Source organism: Acidovorax carolinensis (assembly GCF_002157145.1).
Lineage (GTDB): Bacteria > Pseudomonadota > Gammaproteobacteria > Burkholderiales > Burkholderiaceae_C > Acidovorax > Acidovorax carolinensis.
This window is the reverse complement of the sequence record NZ_CP021361.1, coordinates 1,051,542-1,067,052: the sequence shown is the minus strand read 5'-3', so window position 1 is coordinate 1,067,052 and position 15,511 is coordinate 1,051,542. Positions and strand designations below refer to the sequence as shown.

The following is a 15,511-nucleotide window of genomic DNA, read 5'->3' as shown; positions in this document are numbered from 1 at the left end:
AAGGAGATCAGCAAACCAGGATAGCACCTACACTTATCCACAGCCGACCCTTGAAACGTCGGCTTCCACCCCTGGCTCAATATTCAGTCGGCACGGTGGCTCAGATTTGGATCGGCGCCGACAGCAGATGGAACACATCGCGGAAATCGTCTTGTGATCGCAACAGGTAACCCAGCCCCTTGCGGAAAGACCAGGGCTTGAGCGCGCGCAAATCCAGCAGGCCATCGAGCAGATCGCGTGCGCGGTCAAACGGCACGTCCTGATGATCCCATTCTGACATCGGTAGGGCTGAGAAGTCCTGATGGCCAGCCTGGTGCTTCTTGAAGCTGATCTTGCTAGCCTCTTCCACACTGCGGCGCACGGTCACGTACGAGGCATCCTGCAACTCGATTTCGAGAAAGAAAACGAAGTCTTTGAAAAGGTCGAGATGCTTAAAGAGAAAAAACTTTGGGTCGCGGCCCACGAGAAAACCAAAGTCGAGCAGCCGCCCCAGCGTGGTCTTGCCTAGATTGTGAGTGTCCTTGTCGCGGTTCTCCGGCAGGCGTATCTCCGCCATGACGACGTTCAAGCCCGCGACGAAGTCCACGGGTTCGAACAGTTCCGGCTTGTTCGAATAAAGTTTAGAGAGCTTCATTGGGCCCCACGTATTCCACGGCGTCAGTTTTGGGACGATAGTCGATCAATCCCATTAGATAAAGAAAATTCAGCGCCGGCAGGAACAGCACATCGCCGCCTCCTACAGACTTCTTGGCGTATTTGCGCAAGCTGTCGTAGTCGTCCAGCCGGCGCGACTTAAGGCGCGCCAGCAACAGCAGCGACACATTGATGACCGTTCGGTCCGGGTGAGAGTGCTTAGTCGGACGCAGCATCGCCCACCTCGAGCCTGTCAGAAACTTTGTGTGTGAGGCATAGCATGTCAACAAGGAGCATGAATGCCACGCAAGACGAAGACCACCGCAGCAGCGGACAAGGCGGCGCAGCCGCAATTCTCAGCCAAGCTGCTGGAGCAACTCATCCCCGGACCGGTAACGCCGGCCGAGCTCGAAGGCATCTTCCAGCAGTTCAAGAGGTTGGTTCTTGAGCGCGCCCTGGGCGCCGAGATGAGCCATCATCTGGGCTACGCGAGCGGCCAGGCCAAGCCCGAAGGGGCTGGCGCCAATCACCGCAACGGCAAAAGCGCCAAGACGGTGCTGACCGATGCGGGAGCGCTGCGCATCGACGTTCCCCGCGACCGCGAGGGCACTTTCGAGCCACAACTCATCGGCAAGCACGAACGGCGCTTCACCGGCTTCGATGACAAGATCATCGCCATGTACGCCCGGGGCATGACGGTGCGCGAGATCCAGGGTTTTCTCGCCGAGATGTACTCGGTGGACGTCTCGCCCGACCTCATCAGCAGTGTCACCGACGCCGTGATGAGCGAGGTCACGGCCTGGCAGACGCGCCCGCTGGAGGCGATGTACCCGGTGGTGTTCTTTGACGCGCTGCGGGTCAAGATCCGCGAGGATGGCGTGGTGCGCGCCAAGGCCGTGTACCTGGCGCTGGGTGTGCTGCCCGATGGCAGCCGCGACATCCTGGGCATCTGGATCGAGAACACCGAGGGTGCCAAGTTCTGGATGAAAGTCTTCAACGATCTGAAGACGCGCGGTGTCCATGACATCCTGATCGCCGTCACCGACGGGCTCAAGGGTATGCCAGAGGCGCTGGGCGCGGTGTTCCCAGCCACAACGCTGCAGACCTGCATCGTGCACCTGATCCGCAATAGCCTGGACTTCGCAAGCTGGAAGGACCGCAAGAGCCTGGCGGCGGCCATCAAACCCATCTACACAGCAGTGAGCGCCGAAGCGGCCCAGACTGAGCTCGATGCGTTTGAAACGGGGCCCTGGGGCCAGAAATTTCCCACGGTCGTGGGCGCCTGGCGCAGGGCCTGGGACAAGGTGATCCCATTCTTCGCCTTCCCGCCCGAGGTGCGACGCGTGATCTACACGACCAATGCGATTGAAAGCGTGAATGCGCGGCTGCGCAAGATCATCAAGACCAGAGGACACTTCCCCAGCGACGATGCGGCCACCAAGCTGATCTGGCTGGCCCTGCGCAACATCACCGAGGACTGGGGGCGAGCAGCCAACCATTGGAAATCAGCGATGAACCAGTTTGCAATCCTCTACGAAGAACGATTTATGAAACCGAGCACGTAAGATATCCAGCCAGCTTCACGAAATCGGTGAAGGTTCAATGAGCCTCACACACGGAAATTCGGACACGCCCCCCACCTCCCCGATATCGCAATTCCAGTACATGTAGAACAGCACAGCGCGTGTCAGGCGCTTGTGGGCATGCTGCCGCAAGATGGGATCACGGTTGAACAGCAGGTCCACCAGATACTCCATCACTTCGTCAAAAGTCTGATAGTCCTTGCGTTTAGCAATAATTTTGAGTTCAAACTCATCGACCACCGATTCGTATACGTGCAGCAGTTCAAGGTTTTCCGGGGCGGACAGAAATGCACGAATCTGAGCCGTCTCTTTCAGGTACTTTTTGCGCTGCGCCTTTGCATACTCGGCGCTCATATTATTAAGCAGGTTTTTCTGCTCATATGTCACCCGCGTGGTCGGCGGATCGTCAAGCAGTGCCGACACTCCTTCTTTCTGCCGCGCCAAAGCCTGCACGACTTCAGCAAGGTCATCGGGACTGACAATCAACGGTGAATCGACTGGATCAAGGTCGGCCTTACCCGCCACATCGGGGAAGGTCTTCAACCAGACTTCCAACTGCTCCAGGCCACACAAGTAGATCGACGACGAGGGAATGCCGCACTGCGCTGCGAGGTACTCACATATCTCGCTTTGGGCGTTGCCAGCCAAGCGCCTGTTGGCAAACAGCATGTAGTGGTCGAGCTGCTTGCCGTCACGCAACTTCTTGATGCGCGGAATTTCCTTGCCGAGTACCGTGTTCTGCGCCGTAGTACTGAAGAAATCGGACTCCGAAAAATTCGGCTCTCTTTCATTTCGGGTGGAACACTACAGTTCAAATAAATCCATTGACACCCCCTGAACAGGAGCCCTCCCGATGCAAGAAGCGTTGTTCTGCCAAGCGTTGGGGCTGGCCGCACCCTGGGCTGTGGAGCGTGTTGCACTGGATGTCGAGCGCAGCCGCATCGACCTGTACGTGGTCTGGCAATCGGGCAATGCCGCCTGCCCCGTTTGCGCCGCAGCTGACCAGAAACTGCATGACCACCGCCAGCGCAGCTGGCGGCATCTTGATTTCTTTCAGTTTGAAGCCTACGTGCACTGCGCGCTGCCTCGCGTGTCATGCAGCGTCTGCGGCTGTACGACCCAGCTGAGTGTTCCCTGGGCGCGAGAGGGCAGCCGCTTCACGCTCATGTTCGAGGCTTTGGCTCTGACGCTGGCCCGGGAGATGCCGGTGGCCGCGTGTGCACGCATCCTGCGCTGTGCGGACAACGCCTTGTGGCGCCAGATCGATGCCCATGTCAGCTTGGCGCGCGCCAAGGAGAGCTACGCGGGTGTGGCGGTCATCGGTATCGATGAGACCAGCTGCGCCAAAGGCCACAGCTACATCACCCTGGTGCACGATCTTGAGCGGGCGCGACTGATCTACGCCACACCCGGCAAGGATGCCAGCACGGTTCAGAGATTTACCGAGGACTTCAAGAGTCACCAAGGCAGGCCCGAAGCCATCCAGGTGGTGTGCATGGACATGTCCAAGGCCTTTATCGCAGGAGCAGGCCAGCACTTGCCCCAGGCGGCCATCGCCTTTGATGGATTCCATGTGGTGCAGATGGCCAACCGGGCAGTGGACGCTGTGCGGAGGGAAGAGGCCCGGGGCGAGCGCTGGCTCAAGAAGACCCGCTGGTGCTGGCTCAAGGACAAAGCCAAGTGGACGGACAAAGAGCAGGCCAAGATGGATTGGTTGCCCCACACCCGACTGAAGACCGCCAGGGCGTGGCGGATGAAGGAGGCGCTGCGCGATGTCTACAGGAACTCAGACGCGGATGCCGCCAGCAGTGCACAGGCACTCAAGAAATGGCTGCGATGGGCACAGCGCAGCCGCTTGCGGCCCTTCACTGATCTGGCCAAGACCATCCAGCAGCACTGGGCGGGAATACTCAAGGCGTTTGATGCCTCTCACCTGCACACCGGCTATGTGGAGGCGGTGAACTCACTGCTGCAAGCAGCCAAGGCCAAGGCGCGTGGCTATGGCACCACTGATCACTTCATCGCCATGGCGTTCTTGATTGCTGGCAAGCTCACTCACCTGCCAGGCAGTCCTTTGCAAAAAGCAAGGGCCTGACCATGGCTGTGGTGGGGAATGTGGCGTTCCACCCGAAATGAAAGAGAGCCAAAAATTCCGGTTGTAGCCGTTGGTGTGCTTGGCCTGAACAATGATCGTACCAACCCAGGGGGCCGCCTTGCTCGGATGGAGTTCAGCCGTGCCGACGAACTTAGCATCGCGTCCGCCATCCGGCCCCTTGGCGAACCCCTGCACAGAGATGCCAAGCAGGCGCTGGCACAAGAATACGACCAGCTTCTCAAACTGGTCGTCGCTCAAGTCTTCGTAAGCGAACTTCATCGCACCGCCACGCCTGGCGTTTTTTTACGCCTGAACATCAAGCCGCCACCGTTATGCCTGCGCCATGTGCGCGGCGAGCAGGACGAACGACGATCTCCACCTGCTGATCAAGCGACACGAGCGCCTGCATCAGGCGTTCGAGCGAGATATTCTGGAGTTTGTACTGACGCACTTGTGACACCTTGGGCTGCGTCATGCCGGTGATGCCCGCCGCCTGGGTCTGGCTCAAGCCCCGTTTTTCGATGATTTCATTGAGCTTCACGGCAAGTACGGCCTTCGCCGACAACTCCTCCGCGTCGTCAAACCCGAGATCAGTTAAAACGTTGTCCGTGCCCTTGTGGCTGTCTTTGGTTCGCATCGTCATCTCCCACTGAGCCCGTACCGGGCAAGAACTGCCTTCAACCGTTTTTCAACCAGGTCCACATCCGGCTGCGGCGTCGCAATACCGGATTTGGACTTCTTCTGAAACGCATGCAGCACATGAACCGCATCCCCTACCCGCACAGTGTAGACCGCACGAAAAGTATCGCCCCGATGGTCTTCCACCAGTTCGTACACACCTGACCCCAGCCCTTTCCAGGGCTTTGAGGAATCTGGCATGCGACCCAACTGCACCACAAATAACGCAACACCCATATCCTTCTGGGCTGGAATGGGGAACTCTTTAAAATCCTTCTTCGAGGAGCCTTCCCAGAACAATGGTCGCCTCTTTTCAGTCATAAATTATATCCGTTCGGGAATAGATCGGGCAACCTGAATGTGTCCGCCCGCGAATGGAGACACCTTGCCAGGCACCTTGCGTGATTGGGCAAAGCATTTCAAGCTCCCCCTGTGCCTGCCTGGGCCTCTGTGCGCTTCGTCCCAGGCGGCACTGCCCGCTCCCCAGTGAGCCGATGGCGAAACGGACGATAGGCCCCCGCTGACGTTTTCGATCCAACGCCAGCTGCTGCCTGAACCTCAATAACGCCGGAAGACGGTGCGGACACTGTCGCGGCAGTTCGCCCCTCCTCCACCAAACCTTTGCGTCTGGCCGCAACCAGATCGGCGGCGTTACGCACCGGGTCGTCTTCCGTATGCACATAGCGCATGAACATCGTGACCGTCTTGTGCGCGGTTAGCGCCATCCCGACCTTTACCGGCACCCCGGAATTGGCGATATCGGTTGCCGCCCGATGCCGGATACCGTGGGTTCCGATGTGCGGAACACCGGCACGGTCGAGAATGCGCTTCCAGCCTTGGTAGTAGGTGTGCTTCGGCAGCGGGCGCGAAGGCTTGAAGATCGCCGGGCAGACAAACGGGGACTCTCCGAAGCGCGGTGCGTTCGTCAGCAGGCGCACAGCCTCCTCGCTCATAGGCTTGGAGATGCCCCCGGTCTTGCTGTCAGGCCAGACAATCCGTCGATTCTGGAAATCGACCCACTCCCAGCGAAGCGTCAGTATTTCGGACATGCGCGCGGCACACTCAAACTGCAACCGGATCGCAAGGGTCAGAGTCGGATGCTCCAGGCCTTCCGCGTCGGCTTGATCCAGGTATGCGTACAACTTAGACAACTGCACGTCGGTGATAAGCCTGGTTTTGCCCTTCTCCGGATACTTCTGAACATGTTTGCATGGGTTAGAGCCATCTGGCCGATACCCCCATATCTCGGCCATATTGAACATCTTGCGCAGGCAGGCGAGCACGCGATTGGCACCAGTGGGCGCCTTTTCCCGTTTTTTCATCAGCGCAACAATGTCTTGACGGGTAACATCCGGCACCTTTATGCCGCCCAAGGCAGGCGCAATATGCAGCGAGATGTATTTGAGGTTGCCCTCAACCGTGCTTGGCTTGTTGTGTGCTTTCGAGTAGTCCTCGATGAAACGGGTACACAGCTCTTTCACGGTGGGGGCTTGCCGCGCTGCCGCTTTGAGCGAACTCGGGTCTTTTCCATGCCGCACCTCCGCAAGCAGGTCCTGTGCAAGTGATCGTGCCTGCTCGACGGTCAGTTCTCCGAACTGCCCGATTGCCGGCTTACGACGTTCGCCAGCATTCGTCCGGTACTGGACCATGAACACCTTACGCCCGGTCGGCGTCACCTTGCAAAGAAAGCCGGGCACCAGCGTGTCACGCAGTTCAATATCTTGCGCGCCAGCCTTGGCAGCGTCTACGATAGTCTTGGTAAGCTTAATTTTGGCCATCTGATCTCCTTGGGTTGCGACCTGAACGCAGGAGCCAGCTAGGAGCCGGGCAAAAGTCAAGCAGGTCGAATGCGGTACTAGGCCAAGGTATGATCAGCGCTACCGCCCCTTCGAGGGAACCGAGCTGAGAGCACTGCATCGTGCCCTGACTGATGTCAGCGTATAGGAAAAGTCAGCGCTCAAAATCCCCCGCCGCAAGGCGTGCCGGTTCGATTCCGGCCCCGGGCACCACAGATAAGGCCGGTAGCTTCCACAAGCTATCGGCCTTTTTGCTGGGCGGGACGATGTGACTTCCGCACGCGCCACACCGCACCATCACCATGACCGCCCACGACCTGATCGCCCACGCCACGATGCTGGCCTATCGGCTGGCGGGGTACGCCCTGCAGAACATGACGGAAGACGCGGCCCTGCTGGCATTGATGTTCTGCTGATGGTTGGATGCGCCCGCAGCGCAGTGCAGAGCGCGGAAGGACGGCGCTGGCAGCGGCCCATCACCGCGCGGCCAGTTTCAAGAAATCCTGCTCATAGCCTTTGAGCGATTGCGCCGCGCGCTGGCGCTGCCCGGGGGTCATGGCGTTGTGCAAGCGCGCAAAGCCTTCGCAACCTTCGTCCACCAGTGTCTGGGCATAACGCTGGTAAGCAGGGTCGGGTGACGCCATCATGCGGGCCACAAAGGCCTGCAGCAGCGCCCGGGATTGCGCAGTGTTGCCCCGGTCTGCGCTGATGCTGCGAAGCACCTGCACCAGGTCTTTTTGCCGCCGCACACGCTCGCCGTAGGCAAGCCGCGGGTCAAAAGACGACTGGGCAATGCTGGCGCGCAGCACGGCCTTTTGCGGGTCTTCGAGCGTGCCGTAGAAACCCTCCACACGCGACAGCAGCTTTTTATAGCGCTGCTCGCGCAGTTTGGCGGGCGTGAGCTCCAGCCACTCCATCTTCCAGTCGGCGTTGCTGTCGGCCTGTTTGCGCTCGAGGTTGCGGATCTGGGCCTCGGACAGTTGCGATGCCAGCCACACAAAACCGGGTTCGGCCTGGGCCAGCACCTTTTCGAACTGGGTGCGCGCATCGTCATAAATGCGGCAGGCTTGCTCTGGCGAGATGAGGGCCGGCAGTTGCAGCTGCATCTTTTGCAGCAACTCGGCATGACAGGGCAGCATGGTGTCGCGATGCCATTGGTGCAGGTCACCCAGTTCTCCGCGCACACGTTCAGTCTGGGTTTCTGACAAGTTGAGGTAGCTGTTTAACTGCCAGTAGGCCAGGTGGGGCGCCTGGTTGTAGGCCAGCCGCACGGTGCTGCAGGCTTGCAACAACAGAACACCCATCGCCAGGATGGCAATACACAGCGCTTTGCGAAGAGGAAACAAGGCGGGCACGAGGGTTTGCGGTGAGAGGTGGCAGCACAGGATAAGTGCATCACCCGGCGCTGTGCCATGCGGACGCTCATACCCTCACCAGCGCAAAAGGATTACCACCAAGCAGCCGCCATCACCACAGGCCTGGGGACGAATTGGCCAACGGCGCAACTGCGTTTGCAGCGGCCGGGGCAGCGATGCTCAGCTCAGTTATTTTGGCGACGGATCAACTGGCGCCCCAAGGGTGTAATGGCCATTACACCGCCCGCATTCTTGCTGATGAGCCCCCACTGCAGCAGTCGCCCCGAAAGGTGCTCCTTGAGCGCGCCGTCCTGGGTGATGACCTCCCCCATCTCCAGCCGTTTGAGAACATCGATCTCGTCCACCGTGGGGTCGAAATGCGCTGCGTGGTAACTGTTCGTCATGGTCGGTCTCCAAGTAGCCGTTGTGCGTGCAACTGACGCCAACAGGTTAGACCGATGGCCTGCGCAACGCAAGCGCATGCCCCCCACAACCTGGCCCTGCCCGTTGCACTGACGGGCCTGCGGCCGCTGCGGGCCAGGGCCGCGCGTTTCAGGGCCCGGGCCAATCACCCTTCGCCATGCCCAGCAGCCACCGCGCAAAAGCCGCCAGCACCGGGGGCTGGGCCTGTGCGGGGCTGACGAGGTAGTAGGCACGCTCGCCGCGCAGGGGGTGCGCGCAGGCCACCACCAGTTCGCCACTGGCCAGCTCGGCCTCGATGAGCAAGGGCGGGATCAGCGCCACGCCCATGCCGTGCGTGGCGGCCACGGCCAGCATGGAGAACAGCTCGTAACGCGGGCCGTCCAGCGCGTGTGGGGCATGAACACCCATCGCATCAAACCACTGCCGCCAGCCATAAGGGCGGGTGCTTTGCTGCAGCAGCGGCAGCGCGGTCAGCGCCTGGGCCGTCATGGGCTGGTAGGCGCGCCCCGCCCTCGCGGCGCACTGGATTCGAGCAGGCGCGGGCTGCATACGGGCACCACTTCCTCGTGCATGAGGAGCTGCGCCTGCACGCCCGGCCAGTTGGCCACCTGCTCGGCCGTGCCGGCATACAGCGCGGCGTCAAACGTGGTGTCGGCAAACAGAAAGGGCCGTGTCTGGGTTTCGATATGCACCACGATGTCGGGGTGCTGCTGGGCCAGCTGCGGCAGGCGCGGGATGAGCCAGCGCGTGGCAAAGGTGGGCACCGCTGCCAGCGTGAGCGTGCCGCCCTCGCCCTGGTGGGCCATCACATCAAGCGTGTCGCGCTCCAGCCCCTGCAGCCAGCGCGCCACCTGGCGGCCATAGTGCGCGCCCGCCGGCGTGAGCACCACGCCGTGGCGCGTGCGGCGAAACAGCTGGACGCCCAGAAACTCTTCCAGCGCCTGGATCTGGCGCGACACCGCGCTTTGCGTGAGCGACAGCTCTTGCGCGGCGCGCGTGTAGCTCTCGTGCCGGGCGGCGACTTCAAAGCAGGCCAGGGCCTGGGTCGATGGAATATTGCGGCGCATGCTGGACTCGAACTCGTTACCGGCCCTCCACTCAAGGAGAACCCACGCAACGAGTATTCCATACATTCCTAAAACGCATTTCTGGATGAAAAGAAGTCGCTTGCGGGCCTTGCACGGCAGGCCTACGATACCCCTCACGCAACAACGCCATGCGCACCCCGCATGACGTCCGGCGCCCCCTTCCTTGATTCCTTGACCCACCGACCGGAGACAACACCATGGCCCAAGCCGCTTTCCAATGGGATGACCCCTTCCTGCTCGACCAGCAACTGACCGATGACGAGCGCGCCATCCGCGACGCGGCCGCCGCCTATTGCCAGGACAAGCTGGCCCCCCGCGTGCTGGAAGCCTTCCGCCACGAGAAGATGGACACCACCATCTTCCGCGAGATGGGCGAGCTGGGCCTGCTGGGCCCCACCATCCCCACGCAATACGGCGGCGCCGGCCTGAACTATGTGAGCTACGGCCTGGTGGCGCGCGAGATCGAGCGTGTGGACTCGGGCTACCGTTCCATGGCCAGCGTGCAAAGCTCGCTGGTGATGGTGCCCATCAACGAATTCGGCACCGAAGCACAAAAACAGAAATACCTGCCCAAGCTGGCCACGGGTGAATTCATCGGCTGCTTCGGCCTGACCGAGCCCGACCACGGCTCCGACCCCGGCAGTATGGCCACCCGTGCCTACAAAACGGCCGGCGGCTACAAGCTCAAGGGCAGCAAGATGTGGATCACCAACAGCCCCGTGGCCGACGTGTTCGTGGTCTGGGCCAAAGAGGTGAGCGAAGGCGGCACCGTCGGCCCCATCCGCGGCTTCATTCTGGACAAGGGCATGAAGGGCCTCACCGCCCCCGCCATCCACGGCAAGGTGGGCCTGCGTGCCTCGGTCACCGGCGAAATCGTCATGGACGACGTGTTCGTGCCCGAAGAAAACGCCTTCCCTGAAGTGCAGGGCTTGAAGGGCCCCTTCACCTGCCTGAACAGCGCACGCTTCGGCATTGCCTGGGGCGCCCTGGGTGCGGCCGAGTTCTGCTGGCACACCGCGCGCCAGTACACGCTGGACCGCAAGCAGTTTGGCCGGCCCCTGGCCGCCAACCAGCTCATCCAGAAAAAGCTGGCCGACATGCAGACCGAAATCACCCTGGGCCTGCAAGCCGCGCTGCGCGTGGGCCGCATGAAGGACGAGCACCAGAACGTGGTGGAGATCACCTCGCTGATCAAGCGCAATAACTGCGGCAAGTCGCTGGACATTGCCCGCATGGCCCGCGACATGATGGGCGGCAACGGCATCAGCGACGAATTCGGCGTGGCACGCCACCTGGTGAACCTGGAAGTGGTCAACACCTACGAAGGCACGCACGATGTGCACGCGCTGATTCTGGGCCGCGCACAGACGGGCATTGCTGCGTTTTCGTGACATCCCCCTGAGGCGCTGCGCGCCTTCCCCCTTCTCTCGGCTTCGCCGGGAAGGGGGACGACGCCCTCGCTGCGGGGCGGCCCTTGCTCGGCGTCCCTGGCCTGGAGACACGCCCGCCTCACCCCTCATGCCCATTCCGCAGGTTTTTGGCCTCTAGCGCTTTCTGGCAAAGCGCGAGTAGCTACTCAATTAATAGCATTCACTCCATGACCACATCCAACGCAGGCGCCCTTGCAGGCATCAAGGTGCTCGACCTCTCCCGCGTGCTCGCCGGCCCCTGGTGCACCCAGATGCTGGCCGACCTGGGGGCCGATGTGGTCAAGGTCGAACGCCCCGGCCTGGGTGACGACACGCGCCAGTGGGGCCCGCCCTTCCTAAAGGACTCCGACGGCAACAACACCAACCAAGCCAGCTACTTCACGGCCTGCAACCGCAACAAGCGCTCAGTCACCATCGACATGGCCACACCCGAGGGCCAGGCGCTCATCCGCCAGATGGCCCTGCAGGCCGACATCGTGGTCGAGAACTTCAAGGTCGGCGGCCTCCAACAATATGGCCTTGACCACGAGAGCCTGCGCGCACTGAACCCGCGCCTCATCTACTGCTCGGTCACCGGCTTCGGGCAAAGCGGGCCGTATGCCGAGCGCGCGGGCTACGACCTCATGGTGCAGGCCATGACCGGCATGATGAGCATCACCGGCCGGGCCGACAGCGAACCCGGCGGCGGCCCGCTGCGCGTGGGCGTGGCGGTGATCGACCTGTTCACCGGCATTTATGCCAGCAACGCCATCCTGGCCGCGCTGCATGTGCGCGACAACGCCGTGAGCGGCACGGGCCAGGGCCAGCACATCGACATGGCCCTGCTGGACGTGGGCATGGCCGTGCTGGCCAACCAGGCCTCGGGCTTCCTGGCCACGGGCGAGGCGCCCGGCCGCATGGGCAACAGCCACCCGAGCCTGGCGCCCTACCAGGACTTTCCCACGCAAGATGGCAACATGCTGCTGGCCATTGGCAACGACGGCCAGTTCCAGCGCTTTTGCGCGGCGGCCGACCAGCCCCAGTGGGCCGCGGACCCCCGCTTTGCCACCAACACGCTGCGCGTGCAAAACCGCACTGAACTCATCCCCGCCATGGAGGCCGTCACGCGCACACGCACTACGGCCGCGTGGATCGCGTTGCTCGAAGACAAGGCCGTGCCCTGCGGCCCCGTCAACAACATCGCCCAGGCATTTGACGATGCGCAGGTGAAGGCCCGCGGCCTGGCCGTGACGCTGCCGCGCTGGAAGGACGGCGAGGCCGGCGACGGCGTGGCGCAGATCACCGGCGTGGCCAGCCCGCTGCGCCTGTCGGCCAATCCGCCCGTGCTGCGCAATGCGCCGCCCGCGCTGGGCCAGCACACCGACGAGGTGCTGCGCGAACTGGGGCTGGATGCGGCGCGCATTGCGGCGCTGCGGGCCAGCGGGGTGTTGTAACCAAAACGCCAGCCCAACGCCTCGCTCCGTGAACAGCCTTGCCACTTGTCGGCAAGGCTGTTTTGCTTGAAGGTGCGGAGCCAATCTGCCACCGCGCTGGCGTCAAGCGCGACAACGGCGTTCAATTTGATACAATTTCGCCCCTTTGTACCGAACTGAGCGCCACACCGATGCGGTGCTGAAGACGAGTACAAAAACTCATATTCGCCTCCATAGTGACTACGCAAGTCGCTCCGGCGCAGCGCAACCGCAGGCCGACTGATCAAGACGACTGGCCCGGTCACTTTCCCTGCCACTGCAGTGGTTTGCGGAACCCAACAAGGAATCCCCGTGAAGCTCAGTCTGAAGCTACCCCTCGCCTTTACCGTGTCATTGCTGCTCCTGTTCGCAGCGGCCCTGTTCGGCATCAGCCGGCTCAACCAGGCGCTGCAAACCTACGAAACCACCGTGGCCCAGAGCTTCGAGCATGAAAGACTGGCGTCGAGCGTGCTCAACGAGTTCAAGGTGCAGGTGCAGGAGTGGAAGAACGTGCTGCTGCGCGGTAAAGACCCGGCGCAACTCACGCGCTATTGGGCGGCGTTTGAAAAGCGGGAGAAATCCGTGAACGAGCAGGCGCAGAAGCTGCTGGGCGCCATGCCTTCCGGCGACGGGCGCGAGCGGGTGTCGCAGTTTGTTCAGGCCCACGAACGCATGGGCGCCGCCTACCGCAAGGGGCTGGAGGCGTTCACGGCGGCCGACCATGACCCACAAGCCGGCGACAAGGCCGTGGCGGGCATGGACCGCGAGCCCGCGCAATTGCTCGACCAAGCGGGGGAACTGATCGCCAAGGCCAGCAGCGAAGTGGCTGCGCGCGCCGCAGACACCGCGCAACGCGCCACCACCATCAGCCTGGTGGTGATGCTGGTGGTGTGCGCCCTGGGCATTGGTGGGGCCGTTGCGTTCAGCCGCACCGTGGTGAACCCGCTGGACAACGCTGTGCGCGTATCGCAAGCCGTGGCCAGCGGCGACCTCACGGTGGCCACCGAGGTGCGCGGCAAGGACGAGATCGCACTGTTGCTCAACGCCCTGTATGCCATGCAGATGAGCCTGTCGCGCGTGGTGAGCAATGTACGCAGCAACGCCAACAGCGTGGCGGCCGCCAGCAGCGAGATTGCCCATGGCAACAACGATCTATCAGCCCGCACCGAGCAGCAGGCCAGCGCACTGGAGGAAACGTCGGCGTCGATGGAAGAACTCAACTCCACCGTGCAAGCCAATGCCGACAACGCCCGCCAGGCCAATCAGCTGGCCGTCAATGCATCCACCGTAGCGGTGCAGGGTGGCGATGTGGTGGCCGAAGTGGTGGAAACCATGAAGGGCATCAACGACAGCAGCAAGAAGATTGCCGACATCATTGGCGTGATCGATTCCATTGCTTTCCAGACCAACATCCTGGCGCTGAACGCCGCCGTGGAAGCCGCGCGAGCAGGCGAGCAGGGCCGCGGGTTTGCGGTGGTGGCCAGCGAGGTGCGCAGCCTCGCCCAGCGCAGCGCCGAGGCCGCCAAAGAGATCAAGACCCTGATCCACGCCAGCGTCGAGCGCGTGGAACAAGGCACCACACTGGTCGACAAGGCGGGCGCCACCATGACCGAGGTGGTCAGCGCCATCCGCCGCGTAACGGACATCGTGGGCGAGATCAGCGCTGCCAGCAGCGAGCAAAGCGCGGGCGTGGCCCAGGTGGGCGAAGCCGTGACGCAGATGGACCAGGCCACGCAACAGAACGCCGCGCTGGTCGAACAAAGCGCGGCAGCGGCCGACAGCCTCAAAACGCAGGCGCAGCAGCTGGTGGACGCCGTGGCCGTGTTCCGGCTATTGCCTGGAGAGGGGCACGATGCGATCGCCCCCGGGGCGTGACCGGCACGCCCCCCGGCTGCCGGCCGCCTGAAACAACGCCCCGTACCTCCGGGAGCCCTGCCGTTGCCCGGAGGGGCGGGGCCGTGGTGGATTTTTGCCTGGTACTGATAATTCAGGCAAAACCGGGCACTAGTCCAATACCATTAAGCGCAAGCAGCTATGTATTACATAGCATTTTGGAACCTAAGAATCCACCTCCTGGATGTCTCAAGTGCCGTTCAGGCAGATCGCGCCGAAGCCCTTCGACGGGCACCTGTGCGAGCGGGGCAAACCGTATCGGGCCAGAGCAACAAAACTACCCGGGACCAGCCCCTACCCAGCGCCCCCGGTGACCGGGCGGCCAGCGGCGTAAACACCCGCAGGCCTTTTCGCGCGGCCCTGCGCCCCTCAGGGGCACCCGTTAAAGGCGCCGCTCAAAACCGCTTTCCACCCAGGCCAGGGCACTGGCGGCAGTCAGCTTGAAGGTGGGTGGCGCTGGCACCCGCGCCAGTTCCTCGCCCAGTTCATCCTGGGCACTCAGGGTGGCCGTGGCGCCTTCTTCATCGGGCACGATGGCCAGGGCCACGCGCACGCGCTGGCCCTGGGCGGTGGTGACGAACAGGTTTTTGTTGAGCTGCGCGTGCAGCTGCTGCTCATGGCGGCGCAGCACCTCGCTGGCAGTCTTGACCAGGGTGTTGAATGCCGACACGTCGAGCGGCTTGGGGTTTTTCTTGTCGCGGCCCATGGTCCACGGACCCACCAGTGCGGGCTCGGCCTCGCCGTGCAGTGTCATCGCCACCGCCCAGCCATCGTCGTCCTCGTTCTTGATGACCCGCGCCGTCCAGCGCTCGTCGCTCCACAGGCGGGGTTCTTGAACGGGTGCGGGGGTGTCGTCGTGGAGGTCGGTCATGGGGCGGTGCAATGCGGGAAAAGGCGCAGAGCATACGGCGGATTGGTTCGGTCGGGCCCGGCGCGGCGCGCCGCCACTTGTTGCTGCCTCGCTTTGTGCGTGGGCTTGCCTCACTGCACGGTTGGCAGTGTTGGCCCGGCCGCAGCCCTGTTTGTCGGCCTGGGCGCATACTTCCCGCCGCCCGGGCGCTCCTGCTTCTAAAATTTGTAAAAGCG

At 62.4% G+C, this 15,511-nt stretch carries 14 protein-coding genes and 1 pseudogene; 5 read left to right on the top strand and 10 right to left on the bottom strand.

The features are described from left to right. Positions 1-100: 100 nt before the first annotated feature. Together CBP34_RS04995 and CBP34_RS04990 are read right to left on the bottom strand one after the other, a co-directional pair. The gene (locus CBP34_RS04995) at positions 101-634 is read right to left on the bottom strand and encodes a hypothetical protein (RefSeq protein ID WP_236748514.1); all 534 of its coding nucleotides are present in this window, start codon (positions 632-634) and stop codon (positions 101-103) included. After that, positions 621-869, bottom strand: a complete 249-nt coding sequence (locus tag CBP34_RS04990) for an ABC-three component system middle component 8 (RefSeq protein WP_094097488.1) — start codon at positions 867-869, stop codon at positions 621-623. The genes CBP34_RS04995 and CBP34_RS04990 overlap by 14 nt, the downstream gene beginning before the upstream one ends. A 63-nt stretch (positions 870-932) precedes the next feature. Here CBP34_RS04990 and CBP34_RS04985 point away from each other — a divergent pair, with 63 nt between their 5' ends. Continuing rightward, entirely contained in the window at positions 933-2,198 is a 1,266-nt protein-coding gene (locus CBP34_RS04985) for an IS256 family transposase (protein WP_094097487.1), read from the top strand. A 15-nt stretch (positions 2,199-2,213) separates the two neighbouring features. Here CBP34_RS04985 and CBP34_RS04980 read toward each other — a convergent pair whose 3' ends face one another. Beyond that, positions 2,214-2,885: an ABC-three component system protein gene (locus tag CBP34_RS04980; RefSeq protein WP_236748513.1), complete on the bottom strand. Its 672-nt coding sequence runs from the start codon at positions 2,883-2,885 to the stop codon at positions 2,214-2,216. 184 nt (positions 2,886-3,069) lie between these two features. On the opposite strand from CBP34_RS04980, the gene CBP34_RS04975 reads away from it, so the two are divergent. Then, entirely contained in the window at positions 3,070-4,311 is a 1,242-nt protein-coding gene (locus CBP34_RS04975; RefSeq protein WP_094097486.1) for an ISL3 family transposase, read from the top strand. Positions 4,312-4,627: 316 nt separating this feature from the next. Here CBP34_RS04975 and CBP34_RS04965 read toward each other — a convergent pair whose 3' ends face one another. The 6 genes and pseudogenes from CBP34_RS04965 to CBP34_RS04940 all read right to left on the bottom strand — a co-directional run bounded on the left by CBP34_RS04965 (position 4,628) and on the right by CBP34_RS04940 (position 9,630). Then, positions 4,628-4,948 carry a helix-turn-helix domain-containing protein gene (locus CBP34_RS04965; protein WP_094099071.1) on the bottom strand — a complete coding sequence of 107 codons (321 nt, stop codon included), beginning with the start codon at positions 4,946-4,948 and terminating at the stop codon, positions 4,628-4,630. A gap of 2 nt (positions 4,949-4,950) precedes the next feature. Beyond that, positions 4,951-5,310: a type II toxin-antitoxin system RelE/ParE family toxin gene (locus CBP34_RS04960; RefSeq protein WP_086911660.1), complete on the bottom strand. Its 360-nt coding sequence runs from the start codon at positions 5,308-5,310 to the stop codon at positions 4,951-4,953. Positions 5,311-5,408: 98 nt separating this feature from the next. Continuing rightward, positions 5,409-6,767, bottom strand: coding sequence for a tyrosine-type recombinase/integrase (locus tag CBP34_RS04955; RefSeq protein ID WP_094097485.1), 1,359 nt, complete (start codon positions 6,765-6,767; stop codon positions 5,409-5,411). Between the two features lie 494 nt (positions 6,768-7,261). Further along, on the bottom strand, positions 7,262-8,140 hold the full coding sequence (locus CBP34_RS04950) for a DUF6279 family lipoprotein (protein WP_094097484.1): 879 nt from the start codon (positions 8,138-8,140) through the stop codon (positions 7,262-7,264). A gap of 185 nt (positions 8,141-8,325) precedes the next feature. Beyond that, entirely contained in the window at positions 8,326-8,544 is a 219-nt protein-coding gene (locus CBP34_RS04945) for a hypothetical protein (protein WP_094097483.1), read from the bottom strand. Positions 8,545-8,692: 148 nt separating this feature from the next. Continuing rightward, positions 8,693-9,630 (bottom strand): annotated as a pseudogene (locus tag CBP34_RS04940) (LysR substrate-binding domain-containing protein). Between the two features lie 218 nt (positions 9,631-9,848). On the opposite strand from CBP34_RS04940, the gene CBP34_RS04935 reads away from it, so the two are divergent. The 3 genes from CBP34_RS04935 to CBP34_RS04925 all read left to right on the top strand — a co-directional run bounded on the left by CBP34_RS04935 (position 9,849) and on the right by CBP34_RS04925 (position 14,407). Further along, positions 9,849-11,042, top strand: coding sequence for an acyl-CoA dehydrogenase (locus CBP34_RS04935; protein ID WP_086911657.1), 1,194 nt, complete (start codon positions 9,849-9,851; stop codon positions 11,040-11,042). Between the two features lie 206 nt (positions 11,043-11,248). Beyond that, positions 11,249-12,514 carry a CaiB/BaiF CoA transferase family protein gene (locus CBP34_RS04930; RefSeq protein WP_094097482.1) on the top strand — a complete coding sequence of 422 codons (1,266 nt, stop codon included), beginning with the start codon at positions 11,249-11,251 and terminating at the stop codon, positions 12,512-12,514. A 330-nt stretch (positions 12,515-12,844) separates the two neighbouring features. Further along, positions 12,845-14,407 carry a methyl-accepting chemotaxis protein gene (locus CBP34_RS04925; RefSeq protein WP_094097481.1) on the top strand — a complete coding sequence of 521 codons (1,563 nt, stop codon included), beginning with the start codon at positions 12,845-12,847 and terminating at the stop codon, positions 14,405-14,407. Positions 14,408-14,807: 400 nt separating this feature from the next. On the opposite strand, the gene CBP34_RS04920 is transcribed toward CBP34_RS04925, so the two are convergent. Beyond that, complete coding sequence (locus CBP34_RS04920; RefSeq protein WP_094097480.1) at positions 14,808-15,296, bottom strand: hypothetical protein; 489 nt, start codon at positions 15,294-15,296, stop codon at positions 14,808-14,810. Positions 15,297-15,511: the final 215 nt, after the last annotated feature.